Annotated in this window: 15 protein-coding genes; 3 read left to right on the top strand and 12 right to left on the bottom strand. The window is 67.2% G+C overall.

Features of this window, described 5'->3' with window-relative positions; genetic code table 11:
* Positions 1-21: 21 nt before the first annotated feature.
* The 3 genes from SVA_RS00335 to SVA_RS00325 are packed head-to-tail and all read left to right on the top strand — an operon-like array spanning position 22 to position 2,135.
* Positions 22-348, top strand: coding sequence for a c-type cytochrome (locus SVA_RS00335; protein WP_096457156.1), 327 nt, complete (start codon positions 22-24; stop codon positions 346-348).
* A gap of 11 nt (positions 349-359) precedes the next feature.
* Positions 360-1,649, top strand: coding sequence for an NAD(P)/FAD-dependent oxidoreductase (locus SVA_RS00330; RefSeq protein WP_096457153.1), 1,290 nt, complete (start codon positions 360-362; stop codon positions 1,647-1,649).
* Positions 1,650-1,697: 48 nt separating this feature from the next.
* Entirely contained in the window at positions 1,698-2,135 is a 438-nt protein-coding gene (locus tag SVA_RS00325; protein ID WP_096462757.1) for an NUDIX domain-containing protein, read from the top strand.
* A 27-nt stretch (positions 2,136-2,162) separates the two neighbouring features.
* Here SVA_RS00325 and SVA_RS00320 read toward each other — a convergent pair whose 3' ends face one another.
* The 12 genes from SVA_RS00320 to SVA_RS00265 form a co-directional block, all read right to left on the bottom strand.
* Positions 2,163-3,620 carry a GGDEF domain-containing protein gene (locus SVA_RS00320; RefSeq protein WP_096457150.1) on the bottom strand — a complete coding sequence of 486 codons (1,458 nt, stop codon included), beginning with the start codon at positions 3,618-3,620 and terminating at the stop codon, positions 2,163-2,165.
* A 237-nt stretch (positions 3,621-3,857) separates the two neighbouring features.
* Positions 3,858-4,280 carry a hypothetical protein gene (locus SVA_RS00315; protein ID WP_096457147.1) on the bottom strand — a complete coding sequence of 141 codons (423 nt, stop codon included), beginning with the start codon at positions 4,278-4,280 and terminating at the stop codon, positions 3,858-3,860.
* A gap of 4 nt (positions 4,281-4,284) precedes the next feature.
* Positions 4,285-5,673 carry an NAD(P)(+) transhydrogenase (Re/Si-specific) subunit beta gene (locus SVA_RS00310; protein ID WP_096457143.1) on the bottom strand — a complete coding sequence of 463 codons (1,389 nt, stop codon included), beginning with the start codon at positions 5,671-5,673 and terminating at the stop codon, positions 4,285-4,287.
* Complete coding sequence (locus SVA_RS00305) at positions 5,670-5,954, bottom strand: proton-translocating transhydrogenase family protein (protein ID WP_096462756.1); 285 nt, start codon at positions 5,952-5,954, stop codon at positions 5,670-5,672. The genes SVA_RS00310 and SVA_RS00305 overlap by 4 nt, the downstream gene beginning before the upstream one ends.
* An 8-nt stretch (positions 5,955-5,962) precedes the next feature.
* Positions 5,963-7,117 (bottom strand): Re/Si-specific NAD(P)(+) transhydrogenase subunit alpha, encoded by a 1,155-nt coding sequence (locus tag SVA_RS00300; protein ID WP_096457140.1) that lies wholly within the window; start codon positions 7,115-7,117, stop codon positions 5,963-5,965.
* Between the two features lie 106 nt (positions 7,118-7,223).
* Positions 7,224-8,291 (bottom strand): uroporphyrinogen decarboxylase, encoded by a 1,068-nt coding sequence (gene hemE / locus SVA_RS00295; protein WP_096457137.1) that lies wholly within the window; start codon positions 8,289-8,291, stop codon positions 7,224-7,226.
* A gap of 4 nt (positions 8,292-8,295) precedes the next feature.
* Positions 8,296-9,702, bottom strand: coding sequence for an FAD-dependent oxidoreductase (locus tag SVA_RS00290; protein ID WP_096457134.1), 1,407 nt, complete (start codon positions 9,700-9,702; stop codon positions 8,296-8,298).
* Between the two features lie 41 nt (positions 9,703-9,743).
* Positions 9,744-14,255, bottom strand: a complete 4,512-nt coding sequence (gltB, locus tag SVA_RS00285; RefSeq protein WP_096457131.1) for a glutamate synthase large subunit — start codon at positions 14,253-14,255, stop codon at positions 9,744-9,746.
* A 156-nt stretch (positions 14,256-14,411) separates the two neighbouring features.
* Positions 14,412-15,575 carry a deoxyguanosinetriphosphate triphosphohydrolase gene (locus SVA_RS00280; protein ID WP_096457127.1) on the bottom strand — a complete coding sequence of 388 codons (1,164 nt, stop codon included), beginning with the start codon at positions 15,573-15,575 and terminating at the stop codon, positions 14,412-14,414.
* Positions 15,576-15,584: 9 nt separating this feature from the next.
* Entirely contained in the window at positions 15,585-16,667 is a 1,083-nt protein-coding gene (aroB, locus tag SVA_RS00275) for a 3-dehydroquinate synthase (RefSeq protein WP_096457125.1), read from the bottom strand.
* A complete protein-coding gene (gene aroK / locus SVA_RS00270) occupies positions 16,648-17,190 on the bottom strand; it encodes a shikimate kinase AroK (protein WP_096457122.1) in 543 nt (180 codons plus the stop codon). The genes aroB and aroK overlap by 20 nt, the downstream gene beginning before the upstream one ends.
* Positions 17,191-17,257: 67 nt before the next feature.
* The gene (locus SVA_RS00265; RefSeq protein WP_096457119.1) at positions 17,258-19,777 is read right to left on the bottom strand and encodes a type IV pilus secretin PilQ; all 2,520 of its coding nucleotides are present in this window, start codon (positions 19,775-19,777) and stop codon (positions 17,258-17,260) included.
* Positions 19,778-19,780: the final 3 nt, after the last annotated feature.

The raw sequence follows: 19,780 nt of genomic DNA, 5'->3' as shown, positions 1-19,780 counted from the left end.
CTTCACGCGAGGAGGTGTCGCATGCAGTTCGTCACCCGGCCCCTGGTGGGCCTCACGCTACTCTGTCTCGTCCCGCTCGCCGTTCAAGCCCAACAGGACGGCGGCATCAGCAACGAAGCCGCCGCGAACATGGCGCGCAACTGTTTCGCGTGCCATGGCCCGCAGGGACGCAGCCCCGGAACGATCCCCAGTCTTCATCAGCACTCCGCGGACAAGATCGTCGCGCTCATGAAGGGGTTCAAATCGGGCGACGAGCCGTCGACCGTGATGGGCCGTCACGCCAAGGGATACTCCGAGCCCGAGATCGAGGCGATCGCGCGGTACATCGCCGGCCTGAACAAACGCTGAAGGGGACGCACATGAGCGGAATCACACGCAGAGGCTTCATCAAGCTCGTCGGCGGCGCGGGCGCGGCATCGGCGCTTGGCCTGCTCGGATACGCCGGCGCGAGCCGGGGCGCGCAGGGCGCACGGGTGATCGTGATCGGCGGAGGATTCGGCGGCGCAACGTGCGCCAAGTACATCCGCATGATCGATCCGGGCGTCAATGTCACCCTCGTCGAAAAGAACAAGGCGTTCGTCACCTGCCCGTTCAGCAACCTCGTCCTCGGCGGCCTGCGCTCGATGAGTTCCATCACGCACGGCTTCGACGCGCTGCGCAAGGATCACGGCGTCCAGGTGATCCACGACACCGTGACCAAGATCGATCCGTCCGCGAAGCGTCTGACGCTCAAGGGCGGCAAATCGCTGAGCTACGACCGGCTGGTGGTGTCGCCCGGCATCAGCCTCAAGTGGAACGCGATCAAGGGCTACGACGAGAAGGCGGCCGAGGTCATGCCGCACGCCTGGAAAGCCGGCCCGCAGACGGTGCTCCTCAAGAAGAAGCTCGACGCGATGAAGGACGGGGGCGTCGTCGTGATCGCCTCGCCGCCCAATCCCTTCCGCTGCCCCCCGGGACCGTACGAGCGCGCCAGCATGATCGCGCACTACCTCAAGCAGCACAAACCCAAGTCGAAGGTCCTCATCCTCGACAGCAAGGACCAGTTCTCCAAGCAGGGCTTGTTCATGGAGGGGTGGAACAAGATTTACCCGGGGATGATCGAGTGGGTGGCGGCGGGCAAGGGCGGCGCGGTGCGGAGCGTGGACCCGAAGAAGATGATCGTCGATACCGAGCTCGACAAGCACAAGGCGGCGGTCGCGAACATCATCCCGCCGCAGGCGGCGGGAAAGATCGCGCTCGATGCCGGCCTGGCCGACGAAAAGGGGTTCTGCCCGATCGACTTCAAGACGTTCGAGTCCAAGATGCACCCGGGCATCCACGTCATCGGCGACAGCGCGATCGCCGGCGGCCTTCCGAAATCGGGCTTTGCGGCGAACAGCGAAGGCAAGATCGCGGCCGCCGCCGTCGTGGCGGCCCTGCGCGGCCAGCCCGTCGCCGACAGCTCGTACGTCAACACGTGCTACAGCCTGATCGGACCGAAGTACGGGATCTCGGTCGCGGGCGTCTACAAGATCACCGAAAAGGGGATCACCGAGGTGGAAGGTGCGGGGGGCGTCAGCCCGAAAGACGCCGACGCCGGCTTTCGGCAGGATGAGGCGAAGTACGCCATGGGGTGGTACGACAGCATCACGGCCGATACCTGGGGTTGAAATCGCGGGCAGCGAGCGTGCGGGGCGGCGCGCCGCCCCGTTTTTTTGGTGAGGCGCAGAACGCAACCCAGGCTCTCGGCCGGTGCCGTCGTCGTGCACGGCCAGGGCGAGCATCGCCGGTACCTGCTGCTGCGCGCGTACAACTACTGGGACTTCCCGAAAGGCCGCGTCGAAGAGGGCGAAACGCCCTGGGAGGCCGCCCGCCGCGAGGTGGCGGAAGAGGCCGGTCTTGCGACCCTCGAGTGGCCCTGGGGCGAGCGCTACGTCGAGACCGAACCGTACGCCGGCGGGAAGATCGCCCGCTACTACGTGGCGCTTTCGCCGTCGACCGACGTTCGCCTCGGCATCAATCCGGTTCTGCGCCGGCCCGAGCACCATGAGTTCCGCTGGCTCCCGTATCCCGCGGCGCACGCCCTGCTGGGGGACCGGTTGCGCGCGGTGCTGGACTGGGCCCGCCGCGTGATGGACGAAAACGTGCCGGGCTGAACCGCGCGAACGCCGCGCCGACGCGCCCTAGGGAGGAAGGGTATCGCCGGCGCGGCCGGGCGCTGGCGCTGCGCTCTCGGCGGCCAATTCCACCTCGATGCGATTACGGCCGAGGCGCTTGGCGCGATAGAGCGCGCGGTCGGCGCGGTCGATCAGGGTCGTATACGGGTCCCCGTGAACGTAAAGCGTGAGGCCCGCGGAGAACGTGGGCACGCGCAGCGGCTTGCCGTCGAACGTGCAGCTCACCTCCTGGGCCCGGGCCTTGGCCTTGCTCAGCGCGGCGATCGCGCCCTGAAGCGCGGTATTGGGCAGGAGCACCGCGAACTCCTCTCCGCCGTAGCGCGCGACCAGATCGTGATGCCGCAGTATGGACAGCACGTTCGCGGCGTAGGCGCGCAACACCTCGTCGCCGGCGGCGTGGCCGTAGACGTCGTTGACCGCCTTGAATTCGTCCAGGTCGAGGAGCGCGAGCGCGAGCGGCGAGCCGTAGCGCTGCGCGCGGCCGATTTCGTCCTGCAGGCGCCGCATGAACGCGCGCCTGTTCGGGAGCCCGGTGAATTCGTCCGTCAGCGAAAGGAGCCTGACCTTGTTCAGCTCGTCGCGCAGCCGTTCGCTGTCGGACTTGATGAGGTCGAGGTAGCCACTGGTGCGGTGCAGCTTCGTGTCCAGCGCGCGCTGGCCCTGGATCAGCTCTTCGATGCCGCCGATGAGGATTTGCCGCAGCGTTTCGATCTCCTGCGCCCCGTCCGCCTGCTGCAGGGCATTGAGCTCGATCTGCAGCAGCGCGCCGAACTCGCGGTTCTGCGTGATCGCCTCGGACACGTTCTGCGCGAAAGCCTCCTGCAGCTTCGCGATCTCGTCGCGCTTGCGGTCGAGGTGCAGCCGGTAGGCGGAGTTGACGCGCCGCTCGGCCTGTCCGATCGCGGGCGGTTCGGGAAGACCCCCGTCCGGAATGGTCGCCGGCAACGGCGAGCGCGCCGTCGCCTGCCCGGCCGCATCCTCGGGGACCGTTGGCGGCGCCGCGGCTTCCGCCCGGCCGGCGTCCGGGGCCCCGGCATCCTGTGGAAGCCCGCGAAGCAGCTGCTCGAGCACCTGGTTGAGATCGAGCTCCAAGTCCGCGTTTCCCGGCTCTTCCGGGTGCCGCGACGTTTCCGGTCGCCCGTAAACGGGAGCCGGTTCCTCCACGGCCGGCGGCAGGGACGGCGCCGGCGAGGGGACGCTCAGCACCGCGCGCAGTTCGCCGAGCGTGCTGTTGATCCGATTGACCTGTTCGAGGCTCGGGTTGCGTGCGTACGTGTCGAGCAGCACCCGCAGCAGCATGGTGTACGCGCGATCGATCGAGCGCTGCGCCGACTCCTGCTCCTCGAGCAGCCGGCTGAGCTGGTCGTAGATCACCGCGCCGAGAGGCGTGTCTTTGAGCCCGGCGAGAACGGAAAGCAGCGCGGAATCCGTGCGACCTGGTTCCACGTCGGTCGTGCGCGTCAAACCTCTATCCTCCCCGATCGCACGACAAGTGACGTGCGATACCCGGTGGGATCGCTTGGTTGTTGTCTTCCTCGGAATTGACCACCTGCGCCGAGGGGGCGGCGCGGGTACTCTCCTTTGTTGCGGCAATTTATCGCGCGACCCCTCAAATAACAACCGGAGCCCGGCGCAGCGCGCCGCGAGAGGCGGCCGATCAGTGGCTTACCGGTGGAATCGCAGCCGTTGTCTCACTACCCGTTACCCGCGTGGCCTGTGTCGCCGGGACTGGAACGCGGCGATGGACTTCACGATCTCGTGAAACGGCAGTTGCGCGAGGCCGCCGTAGCGCGACTGCGCGTCCTGCACGAGGCGGTGCACGTCGGCAACCACCGTCCGATCGCCCGAGTCGCCGTGAATCGCCTCCTGGAGTCCGGTCAGGCCGCCGACCATGAGCCGCATTTCCTTGCCGAACGGAATCGGGGCGAACGGATCGGGGAGCTTCAGGGCGAAGCGGGCGCGTTCGCGCAGGAGCGCCAGCAGAGTCTGGCAGTTCGTGCAGGCGAGCGCCGAGCGGCAGCGGACCCGAAGCTGCTCGCCGAAGGTCGAGCGCGCGGCGAGCTCGCAGGCGCATTGGCCGGAGAGGATCGGCTTCTCGAACGGGCAGTCGGCCTCGCCACGCACCGATTCAGCCCGTCGCCTTGAGCTCGAGCACCATCCGCTCGCAGACCTTCTTCGCGTCTCCGAAGACGAGCGAACAGTTGTCCTGGTAGAAGAGCTGATTTTCCACGCCGGAGTACCCCGGCCGCATGCTGCGCTTGATGAAGAACACGTGCCGCGCCTTGTGCACCTCGAGAATCGGCATCCCGTAGATCGGACTGCTACGGTCGTTTTTCGCCGCCGGATTGGTCACGTCGTTGGCGCCGACGACGAGCACGACGTCCGTCGTGGCGAAGTCCGGATTGATCTCGTCCATTTCGACGACCCGCTCGTAAGGCACATCGGCCTCGGCGAGCAGGACGTTCATGTGGCCCGGCATGCGCCCGGCCACCGGGTGAATCGCGAAGCGCACGTTGACGCCGCGCGCGACGAGGATTTCCATCAGCTCCTTCAGCGCGTGCTGCGCCTGCGCGACCGCCATCCCGTAGCCCGGCACGACGACCACGCCCGACGCGTTGTTCATCAGGAACACGGCGTCTTCGACGGCCGCTGTCTTGATGTTCCGGTCGCCGGCCGCCGCCGTCGCCTCCGCTTCGGCTCCGCCGCCGAAACCGCCGAGCACGATGCTGACGATGGAACGGTTCATCGCGCGAGACATGATGTACGACAGGATCGCTCCGGAGAAGCCGACGAGGGCGCCCGTGATGATGAGAAGGCTGTTGCCGAGCGTGAAGCCGGTCGCGGCGGCGGCCCAGCCGGAGTAGGAGTTGAGCATCGAGACGACCACCGGCATGTCGGCGCCACCGATCGGCACGATCAGGAGCACGCCCAGCAGCAACGCGACGACGGCCACGGCGACGAGCGCCGGCAGCCAACCCTGCCAGACGAAGTAGGCTCCGATGGCGAGCATCGCGAGCGCAAGACCCAGATTGAGCGAGTGCTGACCCGCGAACACGAGCGGTCGACCGCTCACGAGCGCCTGGAGCTTGGCGAACGCGACGAGCGAGCCGGTGAACGTGACCGCGCCGATGAAGACTCCCGCGAACAGCTCGAGGCGCAGGACACGATCGACACCCGGGCCGCCGTGGGTGAGGAACGTCCCGAAGGCGACGAGCACGGCGGTGAGACCGACGAAGCTGTGCAGCAGCGCGACCAGCTGCGGCATCGCCGTCATCCGGATCCTGAGCGCGACCGGAATACCGATGACCGCGCCGACCGCGACGCCCGCCGCGATCGGCGCGTAGGAGCGCACCGCCGGGCTCAGCACGGTCGCCCCGATCGCGATCGCCATTCCGGCGATCGCATAGAAGTTGCCGCGCCAGGCGGAGGCCGGGTGCGTCAGCCCCTTCAGGCCGAGAATGAACAGCACCGCCGACACCAGGTACGCGGCCGCGAGGAGGTCGGGTGACAGCCTCATTCGCGCGGCTTCTTTTTCTTGCGGAACATCTCGAGCATCCGGGTGGTGACGACGAAGCCGCCGAAGATGTTGATCGAGGCCAGCGCGACGGCGACGAAGCCGAGCGCCTCCACGCCCGTGCCGGCGCCCTCGAAACCGGCCACCAGGATCGCACCGACGACGACGATCCCGGAGATCGCGTTGGTGAGCGAGATGAGCGGCGTGTGCAGCGACGGCGTGACGCCCCAGATGACCCAGTAGCCGACGAAGCAGGCGAGGACGAAGACGTACAACGCGAACATCAGCTCGCTCACGCCGACGCCCCCGCGGGCCGCTTCTTCGCCATCTTGGTCGTCTCGAAGCGCACCGTCCCCTGGAAAGTGATCAACGTCATGCTCGTCACGTCGTCGGCGAGGAAGTCCTTGAATCGCACGCCCTCCGCCCCGGGCTCGAGCATGAACTCGAGGAAATTGTAGACGTTGCGCGCGAAGAAGTTGCTGGCGTCGCTCGGCATGAGCGCGGGGAAGTTCGTGATTCCGCAGAGGATCACGCCATGGCGCGTGACGATCCGGTCCGGCTCGGTGAGGGGGCAGTTGCCGCCGGAGGCGGCCGCCATGTCCACGACGACCGCACCCTCGTGCATACCCCTGATCGCGTCCTCGGTGATGAGCACCGGAGCCGGGCGGCACGGTATGAGCGCGGTCGAGACGATGATGTCGGCCTTCTTGAGCTCCTCGGTGAGCAGCGCCTGCTCCTTGCGCTGCGCCTCTTCGGAGAGCGGCTTGGCGTAGCCGCCATGACCGGCGCCCGACTCGCCCACGTCGAGCTCGATGAAACGGGCGCCGAGCGACTGCACCTGCTCCTTCACCTCAGGCCTCACGTCGTAGGCCCACACCTGCGCGCCGAGCCGCCGCGCCGTGGCGATCGCCTGCAACCCCGCGACGCCGGCGCCGAGCACGACGACGCGCGCGGGCTTCGCGGAGCCGGCCGAGGTCATCATGAGCGGAAAGAATCGACCATAGAGCCGCGCCGCCTCCAGCACCGCGCGGTAGCCCGCGATGTTCGCCTGCGAGGACAGCACGTCCATGGTCTGGGCGCGCGAGATCCGCGGCATCATCTCGAGCGCGAAGCTGTCCACACCCTGTGCGGCGAGCGTGTCGAACGTGCCGTCGTCGTAGCACATGTCCAGCAGGCAGATGAGCGTCGCTCCGCGGCGCATGCCCCGGATCTGTTCGAACGTGGGCTTGTGCACCTTGAAGACGATGTCCGCCGCGAGGGTCTCGCTGGCGGAAACGAGCTCGGCGCCGGCGTCGCGGTAAGCCGCGTCGGTGAAATGCGAGGCGAGCCCCGCCTCCCGCTCGACGACCACGTCGAGCCCGAGCGCCCTGAGCTTTTTTACCGTCTCGGGCGTGCCCGCAACGCGGGTCTCGCCGACGGCCGTCTCGCGTGGAATGCCGATTCGCATGTGCTCCGGCCCGAGGAGGAGGACCCGGGCAATGTTAAGAGGAGGGTAGTCGCGGGTCTATCGGCCGGCCGACGGAACGGGGCAATCGCCCACAAAGCGTCGGGGCTCAGGCGACGTGATACGACCGGCTGAGCTCGTGCACGGCCGCGACGAGCGTCGCGACCCGTTCGGGATCGACGTCCGGCGTGACGCCGTGCCCCAGGTTGAAGACGTGGCCGCTTCCCTTGCCGAAGCGTTCGAGGAGGAACGCCACCTCTTCCCGGATGCGCGCCGGGGAAGCGTAGAGCAGCATCGGATCCATGTTGCCCTGCAGCGCCACGCGCTTGCCCACGCGCGCGCGTGCCTCGCCCAGATCGATGGTCCAGTCGAGGCCCACGGCGTCGGGACCGGCGTCGGCGATCGCCTCGAGCCACAGGCCCCCGTTCTTCGTGAAGAGGATTGCGGGCACCCGCCGGCCTTCGCGCTCGCGCGTGAGCGCCGCCACGATCCGCGTCATGTAGGCGAGGGAGAACGCCCGGTACGCGTGCGCGGAAAGCACGCCGCCCCAGGTATCGAACAGCATGACGGCCTGCGCGCCGGCCGCGATCTGCGCATTCAGATACAGCGCCACCGCGGTCGCGACCTTGTCGAGGAGACGATGCAACAGCGCCGGATCCTGGTAGAGCATGCGCCGGATGCGCCCGAAGTCGCGGCTGCTCCCGCCCTCTACCATATAAGTGGCGAGCGTCCACGGGCTGCCGGCGAAGCCGATCAGGGGTACCGCGCCGGCGAGCTCCCGCCGGATGAGGCGCACCGCGTCGATCACGTACTTCAGCTCGCCCTCGGGATCGGGAATCCCCAGACGGTCGACGTCGGCCTCGGTGCGCACGGGATGCCGGAAGCCCGGGCCCTCGCCCTCGGTGAAATAGAGCCCGAGCCCCATGGCGTCGGGCACCGTGAGAATATCGGAGAAGAGGATCGCGGCATCGAGCGGGAAGCGCCGGAGCGGCTGCAGCGTGACTTCGCAGGCGAGTTCGGGCGTCATGCACAGCGCGCGGAAGTCGCCGGCCTTTTCCCGGGTGGCCCGGTACTCCGGCAGGTAGCGCCCCGCCTGGCGCATGATCCAGACCGGCGTGACGTCGACGGGGTCGCGGGCCAGGGCCCGCAGGAAGCGATCGTTCTTGAGCCCGGCCACCGGCTCAGAGGCCGAGATAGCGGAGAATGCCTTCCGCCGCCTCGCGGCCCTCGAACACGGCGGTGACCACGAGATCGCTCCCGCGCACCATGTCCCCGCCCGCAAACACCTTCGGGTGACCGGTCTGGAAGCGGGTCTCGGCGTCCTTGGCGACCCGCACCCGGCCGCGCTCGTCCGTGCCGATTCCGAACTCCGCGAACCACGACGAGGGGCTGGGCCGGAAGCCGAAGGCGACGATCACGCGGTCCGCGGGGATGAGCTCCTCGCTCCCGGGAATCGGCTGCGGCGTGCGGCGTCCGCGGGCATCGGGCGGACCGAGCTCGGTGGTCACCACCTTCACGCCTTCGACCTTCCCGCTCCCCACGATCTCGATCGGCTGGCGGTTCCACAGGAACTGGACGCCTTCCTCCTTGGCGTTCCACACCTCGCGCCGGGAACCGGGCATGTTCGCCTCGTCGCGGCGGTAGGCGCACGTGACCGAGGCCGCACCCTGTCGGATCGCCGTACGGTTGCAGTCCATCGCGGTATCGCCGCCGCCGAGGACCACGACCCGCTGGCCTTTCATGTCGATGTACTCGGAAGCCGATGACTCGAAACCGAGCAGCCGCCGGATGTTGGCGATGAGATAGGGCAGCGCCTCGTGCACGCCGGGCAGGTCCTCGCCCGGAAAACCACCCTTCATATAGGTGTAGGCGCCCATGCCGAGGAACACCGCGTCGTACTCGTCGACGAGCTGCTTGAAAGCGATGTCCCGGCCGATCTCCGTATTCAGCATGAACCGAACACCCATCTCCTCCATGAGCGCGCGCCGCGTGCGCACGATCTCCTTTTCGAGCTTGAAGGGCGGGATGCCGAAGGTGAGCAGGCCTCCGATCTCCGGGTAGCGGTCGTACACGACCGGCTGCACGCCGTTTCGCACCAGCACGTCGGCGCAGCCGAGGCCGGCGGGTCCCGCGCCGACGACGGCGACGCGCTTGTCCGTCTTCACGACGTGGGAGAGATCCGGGCGCCAGCCCTGCTTCAGCGCCTCGTCGGTGATGTAGCGCTCGATCGCGCCGATGGTGACCGCGCCGAACCCGTCGTTCAGCGTGCACGCCCCCTCGCACAGCCGGTCCTGCGGGCACACGCGCCCGCACACCTCGGGCAGCGAGTTGGTCCGGTGGGACAGCTCGGCGGCCTCGAACAGGTTGCCCTCGCTGACGAGCTTCAGCCAGTTCGGTATGTAGTTGTGCACCGGGCACTTCCACTCGCAGTAGGGATTGCCGCAATGCAGGCAGCGCGCCGCCTGTGCGGCAGCGGCCTGCGGGTCGAAGTGCCCGTAGATCTCCTTGTGCTCGCGGATGCGGATGTTCGCCGGTTTCTTCTCCGGATCCTGGCGCGGCACCTCGATGAACTGAAAAACGTTCGGCATGAGCGTGAGTGGGGCCCGGCCGTGCGCCGGGCGCAAGTGGGTTACGCCGCCTGGCGCAGGGTCTCCAGGAGGCTCTCGAGGTCGGTCGCCTTGGGCTTGATCAGCCAGAACCGGCCCTCGTGGTCCGGGAAGTTCTCGAGAATCGTGCGTCCCCAGCGGCTGCCGGTCTCCTGCACGAACTCGCCGATCAGCGTGCGCAGGTAGTTGCGGTGCGCCTCCATCGCCTCGGTATGGATGCGATGGATGTCGATCAGCTCGTGGTTGTAGCGATCGACGAAGGTGTTCTCAGAATCGAGCACGTAGGCGAAGCCGCCGGTCATGCCGGCGCCGAAGTTGAGGCCGGTCTGGCCGAGGACGACGACGACGCCACCCGTCATGTACTCGCAGCCGTGGTCGCCGACGCCCTCGACGACCGCCAGTGCCCCGGAGTTGCGCACGCCGAAGCGCTCGCCCGCCTGGCCGGCCGCGAAGAGCTTGCCGCCCGTCGCCCCGTAGAGGCAGGTGTTGCCGATGATGGTCGTTTCCTGGCTCTTGAAGCGCGAGGCCTTGGGCGGATGGATCACGATCTTGCCGCCCGCCATGCCCTTGCCGACGTAGTCGTTCGCGTCGCCTTCCAGATAGAGGTGCAGGCCGCCGGCGTTCCAGACGCCGAAGCTCTGGCCGGCCGTTCCGGTCAGGCGGATCGAAATCGGCGCCTGTGCCATCCCGTGGTCGCCGTGGCGCCGGGCGATCTCGCCCGAAACGCGCGCGCCGATCGAGCGGTTGAAGTTTCGGACCTCGTAGCGGAACTCGCCGCCCGTCATCGCCTCGATGGCGGGCAGCGCGTCCTTCACCATCTGCTCGGCGAGCTCGCCCTTGTCGAACGAAACGTTGAACGGCACGCGGCAATGCTGCGGCTTGTCGCGCGGCACGCCGGCGTCGGACAGGATGGATTCCAGATCGAGTCGCCGCTGCTTGTCCGTGTCGCCCGGCAGCGTCTCGAGGAGATCGGTGCGCCCGATCAGCGCCTCGAGGCTCCGGACGCCGAGACGCGCGAGCCACTCGCGCGTCTCGCGCGCCACGAAGCGGAAGTAGTTCATGACCATCTGCGCTTCGCCGATGAAGTGCCTGTCGCGCAGCACGTTGTTCTGTGTCGCGACGCCCGTGGCGCAGTTGTTGAGGTGGCAGATGCGCAGGTACTTGCAGCCGAGCGCGATCATCGGGGCGGTGCCGAAGCCGAAGCTCTCCGCGCCGAGGATCGCCGCCTTGACGACGTCGAGCCCCGTCTTCAGGCCCCCGTCCGTCTGCAGCCGCACGCGCTCGCGCAAGTCGTTCATGCGCAGCGTCTGGTGCGTCTCCGGAAGGCCGAGCTCCCAGGGCGTGCCCGCGTATTTCACGGAGGTGAGCGGGCTCGCGCCGGTGCCGCCGTCGTAGCCGGCGATCGTGATGAGGTCGGCGTACGCCTTGGCGACGCCCGCGGCCACCGTGCCCACGCCCGGACCGGAGACGAGCTTCACCGACACCAGCGCCTTCGGGTTCACCTGCTTGAGATCGAAGATGAGCTGCGCGAGGTCCTCGATCGAGTAGATGTCGTGGTGCGGCGGCGGCGAGATGAGCGCGACGCCCGGCCGCGCGTAGCGCAGCTTCGCGATCATCTCGTTGACCTTGTGGCCGGGGAGCTGGCCGCCCTCGCCGGGCTTCGCGCCCTGGGAGATCTTGATCTGCAGCACCTCGGCATTCACGAGGTACGCGGGCGTCACGCCGAACCGGCCCGAGGCCACCTGCTTGATCTTCGACGTCTTCTCCGTGCCGTACCGCCTCGGGTCCTCGCCGCCCTCGCCGGAGTTCGAGCGACCGCCGAGCCGGTTCATGGCGGTGGCGAGCGCCTCGTGCGCCTCGGGCGAGAGCGCGCCGAGCGACATGCCGGCCGAGTCGAAGCGCTTGGTGATGGCTTCGATCGGCTCGACCTCGTCGACCGGAATCGGCTTCACGTCCTTGCGCAGCGTGAACAGATCGCGCAACACCATGGGCTTGCGCTCGTTCACCAGGCGGGCGAACTCGAGGTACTTCCCGTATTCGCCCGTCCGCACGGCGTCGTGCAGGGTGCGGATCACGTCCGGGTTGTACGCGTGGTACTCGCCGCCGTGCACGTATTTGAGCAGTCCGCCCTGTGCGTTCGCGCGACGGGGATTCCAGGCGTCGTCGGCGAGCCGCTTCTGATCCCGCTCGAGGTCGTCGAAGTGGGCGCCCTCGATGCGGCTCGTCGTACCCTCGAAGCAGAGCGCGACCACGTCGCGGTGCAGGCCGACGGCCTCGAACAGCTGCGCCCCGCGATAGCTGGCGATGGTCGAGATGCCCATCTTCGAGATGATCTTGAAGAGCCCCTTGATGATGCCCTTGCGGTAGTTCTGACAGAGCTTGGCGACGTCGCCCTTCGGTATCTCGCCCGTGCGCACGAGGTCGCGCACGCATTCGTAGGCGAGGTACGGAAACACGGCGGTCGCGCCGTAGCCGATCAGGCAGGCGTAGTGATGCGGATCGCGCGCGGTGGCCGTCTCGATCACGATATTCGCGTCGCAGCGCAGGCCCTCGCGGATCAGCCGGTGGTGGACCGCGCCGACCGCGAGCAGCGCATGGATCGGAAGCTTTCCGGGCTCGACGGCGCGGTCGGAGAGCACCATGATCACCTTGCCCGCGCGCACGGCCGCGACCGCGCGTTCGCACACGGCCTCGATCGCGGCCCGGAGCCCGATCGCGGCCTCGTAGTTCAGCCCGATCCATTCGTGCGCGTATCCGGGATCCTCGATCGCGAGCAGCCGGCGGAACTTGCCCTCCGAAAGCACGGGGGAGTCGACCACCACGCGCCGGGCGTGCGATTCGGTCTCCTCGAAGAGGTTCTTCTCGCGCCCGAAGCAGGTCTCGAGCGACATCACGATCTGCTCGCGCAGCGGGTCGATCGGCGGGTTCGTCACCTGGGCGAACTGCTGCCGGAAGTAGTCGTAGGGCGAGCGCACGTGGTGCGAGAGGACCGCCATCGGCGTGTCGTCCCCCATCGAACCCACCGCCTCCTGGCCGGATTCGGCGAGCACGCGCAGAATCTGGTCGCGCTCCTCGAAACTGACGTTGTACATCTTCTGGTACGCGTGAAACCGGTCCGGCTCGATCGCCGGGCTCGTCGGCCCGCCGTCGTCGAGACTCGATTCCAGGTGGACCGTGTGCTCATTGAGCCAGCGCCTGTACGGCTTGCGGGCCTTGAGCAGGTTGTCGATGTCGGCCGGCAGCAGCAGGGTGCCGGTCGCCGTATCGGCGGCGATCATCTGGCCGGGCTTGAGACGCCCCTTCGCGATCACTTCCTCGGGGGCGTAGGGGAAGACGCCGATTTCGGAGGCCAGCGTGATCACGCAATTCGCGAAGTCGCCGTCGGCGGGCTCACCCAGCGCCGGGTCGCGCGTGATCACGTAGCGGGCGGGGCGCAGCCCGTTCCGGTCCATGACGCATGCCGCATGGCGGCCGTCGGTCAACACGATGCCCGCCGGCCCGTCCCAGGGCTCCATGTGCTTGGAATGGTACTTGTAGAACGCCTGCAGATCCCGGTCCATCTTGTCCACGTTCTGCCAAGCGGGCGGGATGAGCACCCGCATCGCCCGGAACACGTCCATGCCGCCGGCGAGCAGCGCCTCGAGCATGTTGTCGAGACTCATCGAATCGGAGCCGGTCATCGACACGAGCGGGCGGACGTCCGCCATGTCGGGCAGGAGCGGCGTCTGGAACTTGTGACCGCGGGCGAGCGACCAGTAGCGATTTCCCTGCACCGTGTTGATTTCGCCGTTGTGCGCCAGGTAGCGGAACGGCTGGGCGAGGCGCCACTGCGGCCAGGTGTTGGTCGAAAAGCGCTGATGGAACACGCACAGCGTCGAATCCAGCCGCGGGTCCTCGAGGTCGGGATAGAACACCGGCAGGTTCGCCGGCATGATCAACCCCTTGTAGCTCAGGACGCGGGCCGAGAGGCTCGGGATGTAGAACACCGGGTCCGAGGCCTCGAGGGCCTTCTCCGCCCGTCGCCGCGCGACGTAGAGCCGCCGCTCGAAGGCGGCCTCGTCCATCGTCGGGGGGGCGTTGACGAACACCTGCGCGATGTGCGGCAGGGTCTTGAGCGCCTCTGCGCCGCAGGCCTTGGGGTCGGTCGGAACCGCGCGCCAGCCGGCGACCTCGAGCCCTTCCCGCTTCAGCTCGGTCTCCACCCGGCGGCGCGCGGACGCGCCGAGCTTGGCGTTCGGATTGAGGAAAACCATGCCGACCGCGTAGCTGTCGGCGAGTTGCAGACCCTGCTGGCCGGCGACGGCGCGCAGGAATCCGTCCGGTTTCTTCAGGAGAAGGCCGCAGCCGTCGCCGGTCTTGCCGTCGGCCGCGACCGCTCCCCGATGGGTGAGGCGGGCGAGCGAGGCGATGGCGGTCTGCACCAGCCAATGGCTCGCGCGGCCGTCCATGTGGGCGATGAGCCCGAAGCCGCAGCTGGCCTTCTCGAAGTCCGGCCGGTAGAGGCCGTTCGGCCCCGTGTCGTATCTATAGTTCACGCCGCTTGGTCCCCGTCGGGCGGGAGGTTGAAACGCGCGGAAATCGCGGGCAAAGGGCGGAAAAGTATACAGCCGCGCTTCCGGTGCGTTCAATCGCGCAGTGTGGGTATGCCGATGCGCTCGATGACGCCTGCCGCGGCGTTCATCCCCCGGGAGTCAGGACCAGTCGCGCGAGTTGAGGAGCCGCGCGTGTTCCCGGATGGCGTAGCGGTCGGTCATTCCGGCGATGTAGTCGGCAATGACCCGCGCCCGATAAGCCTCGTCGTTCGTAAGGTCGGATTGGACGATACGGTCCTGGTACTGGGGCGGCAGCAGCCGAATATCGTGACGGTACGCATTGAAGAGGTCCTGCACGGTCTTTGCCGCCTTCGCGCTGACCTCCTTCACCCGCGGATGCGCGTAGAGGTTCTGGCGCAGAAAGCGCTTGAGCCCGAGCGTCAGCTCGCCGACGTCGTGGCCATAACCGATGAGCGGCGCCGGCTGACACCGTACCTCCTCGATGCTCGCCACGCCGGCGGCGCCGATGCGCCGCCGGCTCTCCTCGATGAGATCCGTCACGACGACATCGATCATGCGCCGTATCGTCTCGTAGATCCGCCGGCGGGGCGGCAGCGCGGGGTAACGTCGGTCAACCGCCTCGTAGTGTTCGTTGAAGCTTCGCACCTCGCGCAGCTGTTCGACCGTCAGCAGCCCCGAGCGCAGGCCGTCGTCGACGTCGTGGTTGTTGTAGGCGATTTCGTCCGCCACGTTCGCGAGTTGTGCCTCGAGCCCCGGCTGGCGCTTTTCCAGAAACCGCCGGCCCAGTTCGCCCAGGTCCCGGGCGTGCTTGACGGAGCAGTGCTTGAGGATGCCCTCGCGCGCCTCGAACGTCAGGTTCAGGCCCGGAAACTCGGCATAGCGTTCTTCCAGGAGATCGACCACCCGCAGCGACTGCAGGTTGTGCTCGAAGCCGCCGAAATCGCGCATGCATTCGTTGAGCGCGTCCTGTCCCGTATGGCCGAACGGCGTGTGCCCGAGGTCGTGCGCCAGAGAGATGGCCTCGGTGAGATCTTCGTTCAGCCCCAGCGCCCGGGCGATCGAGCGCCCGATCTGCGCGACCTCGATCGAGTGCGTGAGGCGGGTGCGGAAGAGATCGCCCTCGTGGTTCACGAAGACCTGGGTCTTGTACTCGAGTCGCCGGAACGCGGCGCAATGGATGATGCGGTCACGGTCCCGCTGGTACTCGCTGCGGAAGCGCGGCGGCGGCTCGGCGTGCTGTCGCCCGCGCGACGTCGCTTCGGTGGCGGCGTAGGGCGCGAGTCCGCCCGGCGTCTCGGTCATCGCCGCGCCTCAGGCCGCTCGGCGTTCGGCGAGGGTGCGGCCGAGCTGCCCGGGTGGCACGTCCGCCGTGATCACCGCCTCCCCGATCCGCTTGAGCAGCACGAATCGAAGTCGGGCGTCCAGGACTTTCTTGTCGACGTTCATCAGCTCGCGCATGCGCTCGGGGGTGAGCCGGGCCGGGGCCGCGACCGGCAGGCGCGCGCGGGCGATCAGGCGTTCGACGCGGGCGACATCCCCCCCGGAAAGCCAGCCGAGCCGCTGCGAAAGATCGGCCGCCATGACCATCCCGGCGGCCACGGCCTCGCCGTGGAGCCAGGCACCGTACCCCATCCCGGTTTCGATGGCGTGGCCGAACGTGTGGCCGAGGTTGAGAATGGCGCGCACGCCGCCTTCGCGCTCGTCGGCCGCCACCACCTCGGCCTTGTTGCGACAAGAGCACTCGATCGCGCAGGACAGGACCTCGGGGTCGCGATCCAGCAGCCGGTCGATGTTCGCCTCGAGCCAGTCGAAGAACTCGGGATCGCGGATAAGGCCGTACTTGATGACCTCGGCGAGTCCGGCCGAGAGCTCCCTGTCCGGGAGCGACGCGAGCGTGTCCGTATCGATAATGACGGCACGCGGCTGGTAGAAGGCGCCGATCATGTTCTTTCCGAGGGGGTGATTCACGCCCGTCTTGCCCCCGACGGACGAGTCGACCTGGGCCAGCAGGGTCGTCGGCACCTGAATGAAAGGCACTCCGCGCTGATAGCAGGCGGCGGCGAACCCGGCCATGTCACCGACCACGCCGCCCCCGAGCGCGACGATCGTCGTGCGCCGGTCACAGCGTGCCGTCAGGAGCGCATCGAAGACGCGGTTGAGCGTCTCCAGCGTCTTGAACTCCTCGCCGTCGGGAAGCGTGATGACCAGCGGATCGTGGCCCGCGAGCGCGGCACGCAGCGTTTCGAGGTAAAGGGGACCCACGGTCGTGTTCGTCACGATCGCGGCCCGTCGTCCGGCGACGTGAGGCGTGATCAGGTCCGGGCGCGCGAGCAGGCCCGGGCCGATGTGGATCGGGTAGCTGCGCTCACCCAGCTCAAGCTGTAGCGTTCTCATGCGCTCTCGGTTCACGAAGCTTGGCGGCAATCTCCTGCGCGATCACGGCCGGCGCCCGGTGGTCGGTGGCGACGACCAGATGCGCCGTGGCGCGGTAGAGCGGCTCCCGGACACGCAGGATTTCCTCCAGCCTGCCTCGCCGGTCCCCGTCCTGCAGGAGTGGCCGGTTCTTGTCCCGGTGAGTGCGCGCCAGGAGGGTGTCGAGCGGCGCCTCCAGATACACGACCGTGCCGCGCGCGCGCAGCGTTTCGCGGTTGTCCTCGGCCAGCACGGCTCCGCCGCCGGTCGCGAGGACGATGTCGGCGCGCGCCGTGAGCTCCTCCAGCACGGCGGATTCCCGCCGGCGAAAACCCGGCTCGCCCTCGATTTCGAAGATGAGCGGGATGCTCGCACCGGTGCGGCGCTCGATCTCGTGATCCGAGTCGACGAACTCCTTGCGCAGAAGTTCCGCCAGATGCCGGCCGATGGTGGATTTGCCCGCGCCCATCGGGCCGATCAGAAAGACGCTGCCCGATCCGCTCATGCGAGCGGTATGCCAGCCCGGATTGAATAAATCAAGCGGACGCGCCCCGGCCGGGCCGGGCGCGCGTCTAGCGGAGGCTGGTGTTGTGGGAGAGCAGCTTCGGTGTAAGGAAGATCAACAGCTCCGTCTTGCTGTCCTTGATTTCCTTGCTCTTGAAGAGCCACCCGATCAGCGGGAGGTCGCCGAAGAACGGTATCTGCGTGACCGTCGTCCCGTTGTCTTGCTCGAAAATGCCCCCGATCACAACCGTCTCGCCGTTGTCGAGCAGGACCTGGGTGTTGATTTGCTTGACGTTTAATAGGCCCTGAACCGCATCCGCAAAGTTGTCCTTGCTGATATTCACCTCGAGATTGATCCGCTCGTCGGGGGTGATCTGCGGCGTGACCTCGAGCTTGAGGGTCGCCTTCTTCGTGATCACCTGGCCGACGCCGAGTACCGAGGTGGTGAACACACGCTCCTGACCCTGCTCGATGGTCGCCTTCTTCTGATTTGCCGTGATGACGCGCGGACTCGAGATGATCTTGCCTTTGCCGTCCTGCTCAAGCGCAGACAACTCCAGCTCGAGAATCCTTCCGTTCTTGAAGAACGCGAAGGTGAAGGCACCGGCAACCGAGTTGCCGATGCCCGGTGAGGGAAGATTGACGTTCAGGCCGCTCGGAACGAACTCGAATTCGCCATCGTTCACCCAGGGCTCGAGCGTCTCCAGCTTGCCAGTCGTGAGCGTGGCCTTATTGCTGTCAATATTCTCATTGATGTGCCCGAGTCGCGCCCCGAGGGACCGGGCGTAGCTGTCAGTCGCTTCGACTAGTCTCGTCTCAACCATCACTTGGCGCACCGGCTGGTCGAGCTTGGCGATCAGCTTGCGTATCTCCCTCAGCTTGCCGGGCGTGTCCTGGATCAGAAGCGAGTTGGTCCGCGTGTCGACCGTAACCTGTCCACGCGGCGAGAGCAGCGTGTTCGAATCGGTGCTCTCTTTGGTAATGGCGACAGACTCGTGGAAGACGGGATGCGATCCGGCCGAAGTCGTGATCGCCTTGATCGACTTGAGAAGGTTGGCGATGTCTGCCGCCTTGGCATAATTGATCTGGATGAGCTCGGACACCAGAGGCTCGAGCTCAATGACGGCCTTGGTCGCTTCTAGCGCCGCCTTCTCCTTGGCCGCGACTTCCGCGGCGGGCGCCACGGTGATCACGTTACCCTTGCGCCGGACTGCCAGGCTCTTGGCGTCCACGATGAGATCGAGCGCCTGGTCCCAAGGCACGTCCTTCAAGCGAAGGGTCAGGCTGCCCTTGACGGTGTCACTCACGACGAAGTTGAGACCGGTGAAGTCGGCAAGCACCTGCAATGCCGCCCGCACGTCAATGTTCTGGAAGTTCAGCGACAGCTTTTCACCCGAGTAGCCGAACTCGTCGACCTGCTTCTCGTCGGGCTTCTCGATGATCGGCTTCACGCTGACGGTGAACACGTCGCCCGTCTGGTACGCCACGTGCTCGTAACGTCCCTTGGGCGTAATCACCATGCGCGTCTTGCTTCCCTGCACGAACGTGTCGATCGTCTGGACCGGGGTGGCAAAATCGACGACGTCGAGGCGGCGCTGCAGTTCGGCCGGAGCGCTTGTATCGAGAAAGTCGAGGATGATTTCGCCAGCTTGCTCGCGGATGTCGACACCCACCGCCGGATCGGAGAGCTTGACCGCGATCTTCGCGTCCGCCTGTGGACCGCGCCTGAAGTCTATGTTCTTCAGGCTGAACTTTCCGCCTTTGCGTGCGCTCGTGAAGCGGGTGGTCTTTGGCTGCTCGGTGCCAGCGATGGCGGACACGGGAGGATCGAGCGTCACGACGTAGCCCGTCTCATCGATCGCCGTCGTATAGGCGACGGACTTCAGGAGATTCAGCACCACGCGTGATCGTCCCTCTGCCTCTATGGCTGTCACGCTGAGCACGGCCCCCTGCTTGACCGGCACGGTCTTCGTCGGCATGGCCACGCGGGTGTCGGCAAAATCGAGCGAGATCCGCGCCGGATTGGTGATTGAAAAGCTCTGCGGCTCCGCCGGCCGTTTGGCCGTCCGAATCACGATCTGAACCCGATCGCCGGGCAACTTGGCGTGAACGATCTCCCGGATTTCGTTCTGGTCGGCGGCGGGCACGGTCTCGGCAGGCGCATCCGCGCTGCCAGCACCGAGGACGACCGCGTCGTAACCCTGCGCTGTCGCGCGGACATCAAGGCGCCCGGGACCGACCAGCAGCAGATCGATATTGACCGCGCGGCCCGCGTCCGCCAGATAGGGGTACGCGCCTTTTACGTATTTCTGCCCCCGAACCTCGACCACCGAGCTGCCCAAACGGGCGTCCGGGAACCGCAAACGGAGCCGCTCACCGCCCTCCAGCGACTCGACCTGGTAGGGCGCCTCGCCAGACACACGTATTCTCAAGGTCGGCTTCTCGGCGTCCGGGACCCAGTCAAGGGACTGGATCTCGCCGGCGTTCGCGGCAACGCTCACGGCAAGCAGGCCCGCCAACAGGACAAAGCGACCAACGGATCGGCCGCCTGTGCGAATGCAGTCTCTCATATGCGTACCTTTCGCCATGTT

It is taken from the genome of Sulfurifustis variabilis, from assembly GCF_002355415.1.
GTDB lineage: Bacteria > Pseudomonadota > Gammaproteobacteria > Acidiferrobacterales > Sulfurifustaceae > Sulfurifustis > Sulfurifustis variabilis.
Note: the sequence above shows the minus strand (reverse complement) of the source record. Positions and strands in the feature narration are given on the sequence as shown.

What these genes read in the sequence shown, in the direction of transcription:
- SVA_RS00300 (WP_096457140.1), bottom strand. Translation starts at nt 7,117, where the DNA reads ATGCGAATCGGCATTCCACGCGAGACGGCCGTCGGCGAGACCCGCGTT.
- SVA_RS00310 (WP_096457143.1), bottom strand. Translation starts at nt 5,673, where the DNA reads ATGAGGCTGTCACCCGACCTCCTCGCGGCCGCGTACCTGGTGTCGGCG.
- aroK (WP_096457122.1), bottom strand. Translation starts at nt 17,190, where the DNA reads ATGAGCGGATCGGGCAGCGTCTTTCTGATCGGCCCGATGGGCGCGGGC.
- aroB (WP_096457125.1), bottom strand. Translation starts at nt 16,667, where the DNA reads ATGAGAACGCTACAGCTTGAGCTGGGTGAGCGCAGCTACCCGATCCAC.
- SVA_RS00280 (WP_096457127.1), bottom strand. Translation starts at nt 15,575, where the DNA reads ATGACCGAGACGCCGGGCGGACTCGCGCCCTACGCCGCCACCGAAGCG.
- SVA_RS00335 (WP_096457156.1), top strand. Translation starts at nt 22, where the DNA reads ATGCAGTTCGTCACCCGGCCCCTGGTGGGCCTCACGCTACTCTGTCTC.
- SVA_RS00265 (WP_096457119.1), bottom strand. Translation starts at nt 19,777, where the DNA reads ATGGCGAAAGGTACGCATATGAGAGACTGCATTCGCACAGGCGGCCGA.
- SVA_RS00290 (WP_096457134.1), bottom strand. Translation starts at nt 9,702, where the DNA reads ATGCCGAACGTTTTTCAGTTCATCGAGGTGCCGCGCCAGGATCCGGAG.
- SVA_RS00330 (WP_096457153.1), top strand. Translation starts at nt 360, where the DNA reads ATGAGCGGAATCACACGCAGAGGCTTCATCAAGCTCGTCGGCGGCGCG.
- SVA_RS00305 (WP_096462756.1), bottom strand. Translation starts at nt 5,954, where the DNA reads ATGTTCGCGTTGTACGTCTTCGTCCTCGCCTGCTTCGTCGGCTACTGG.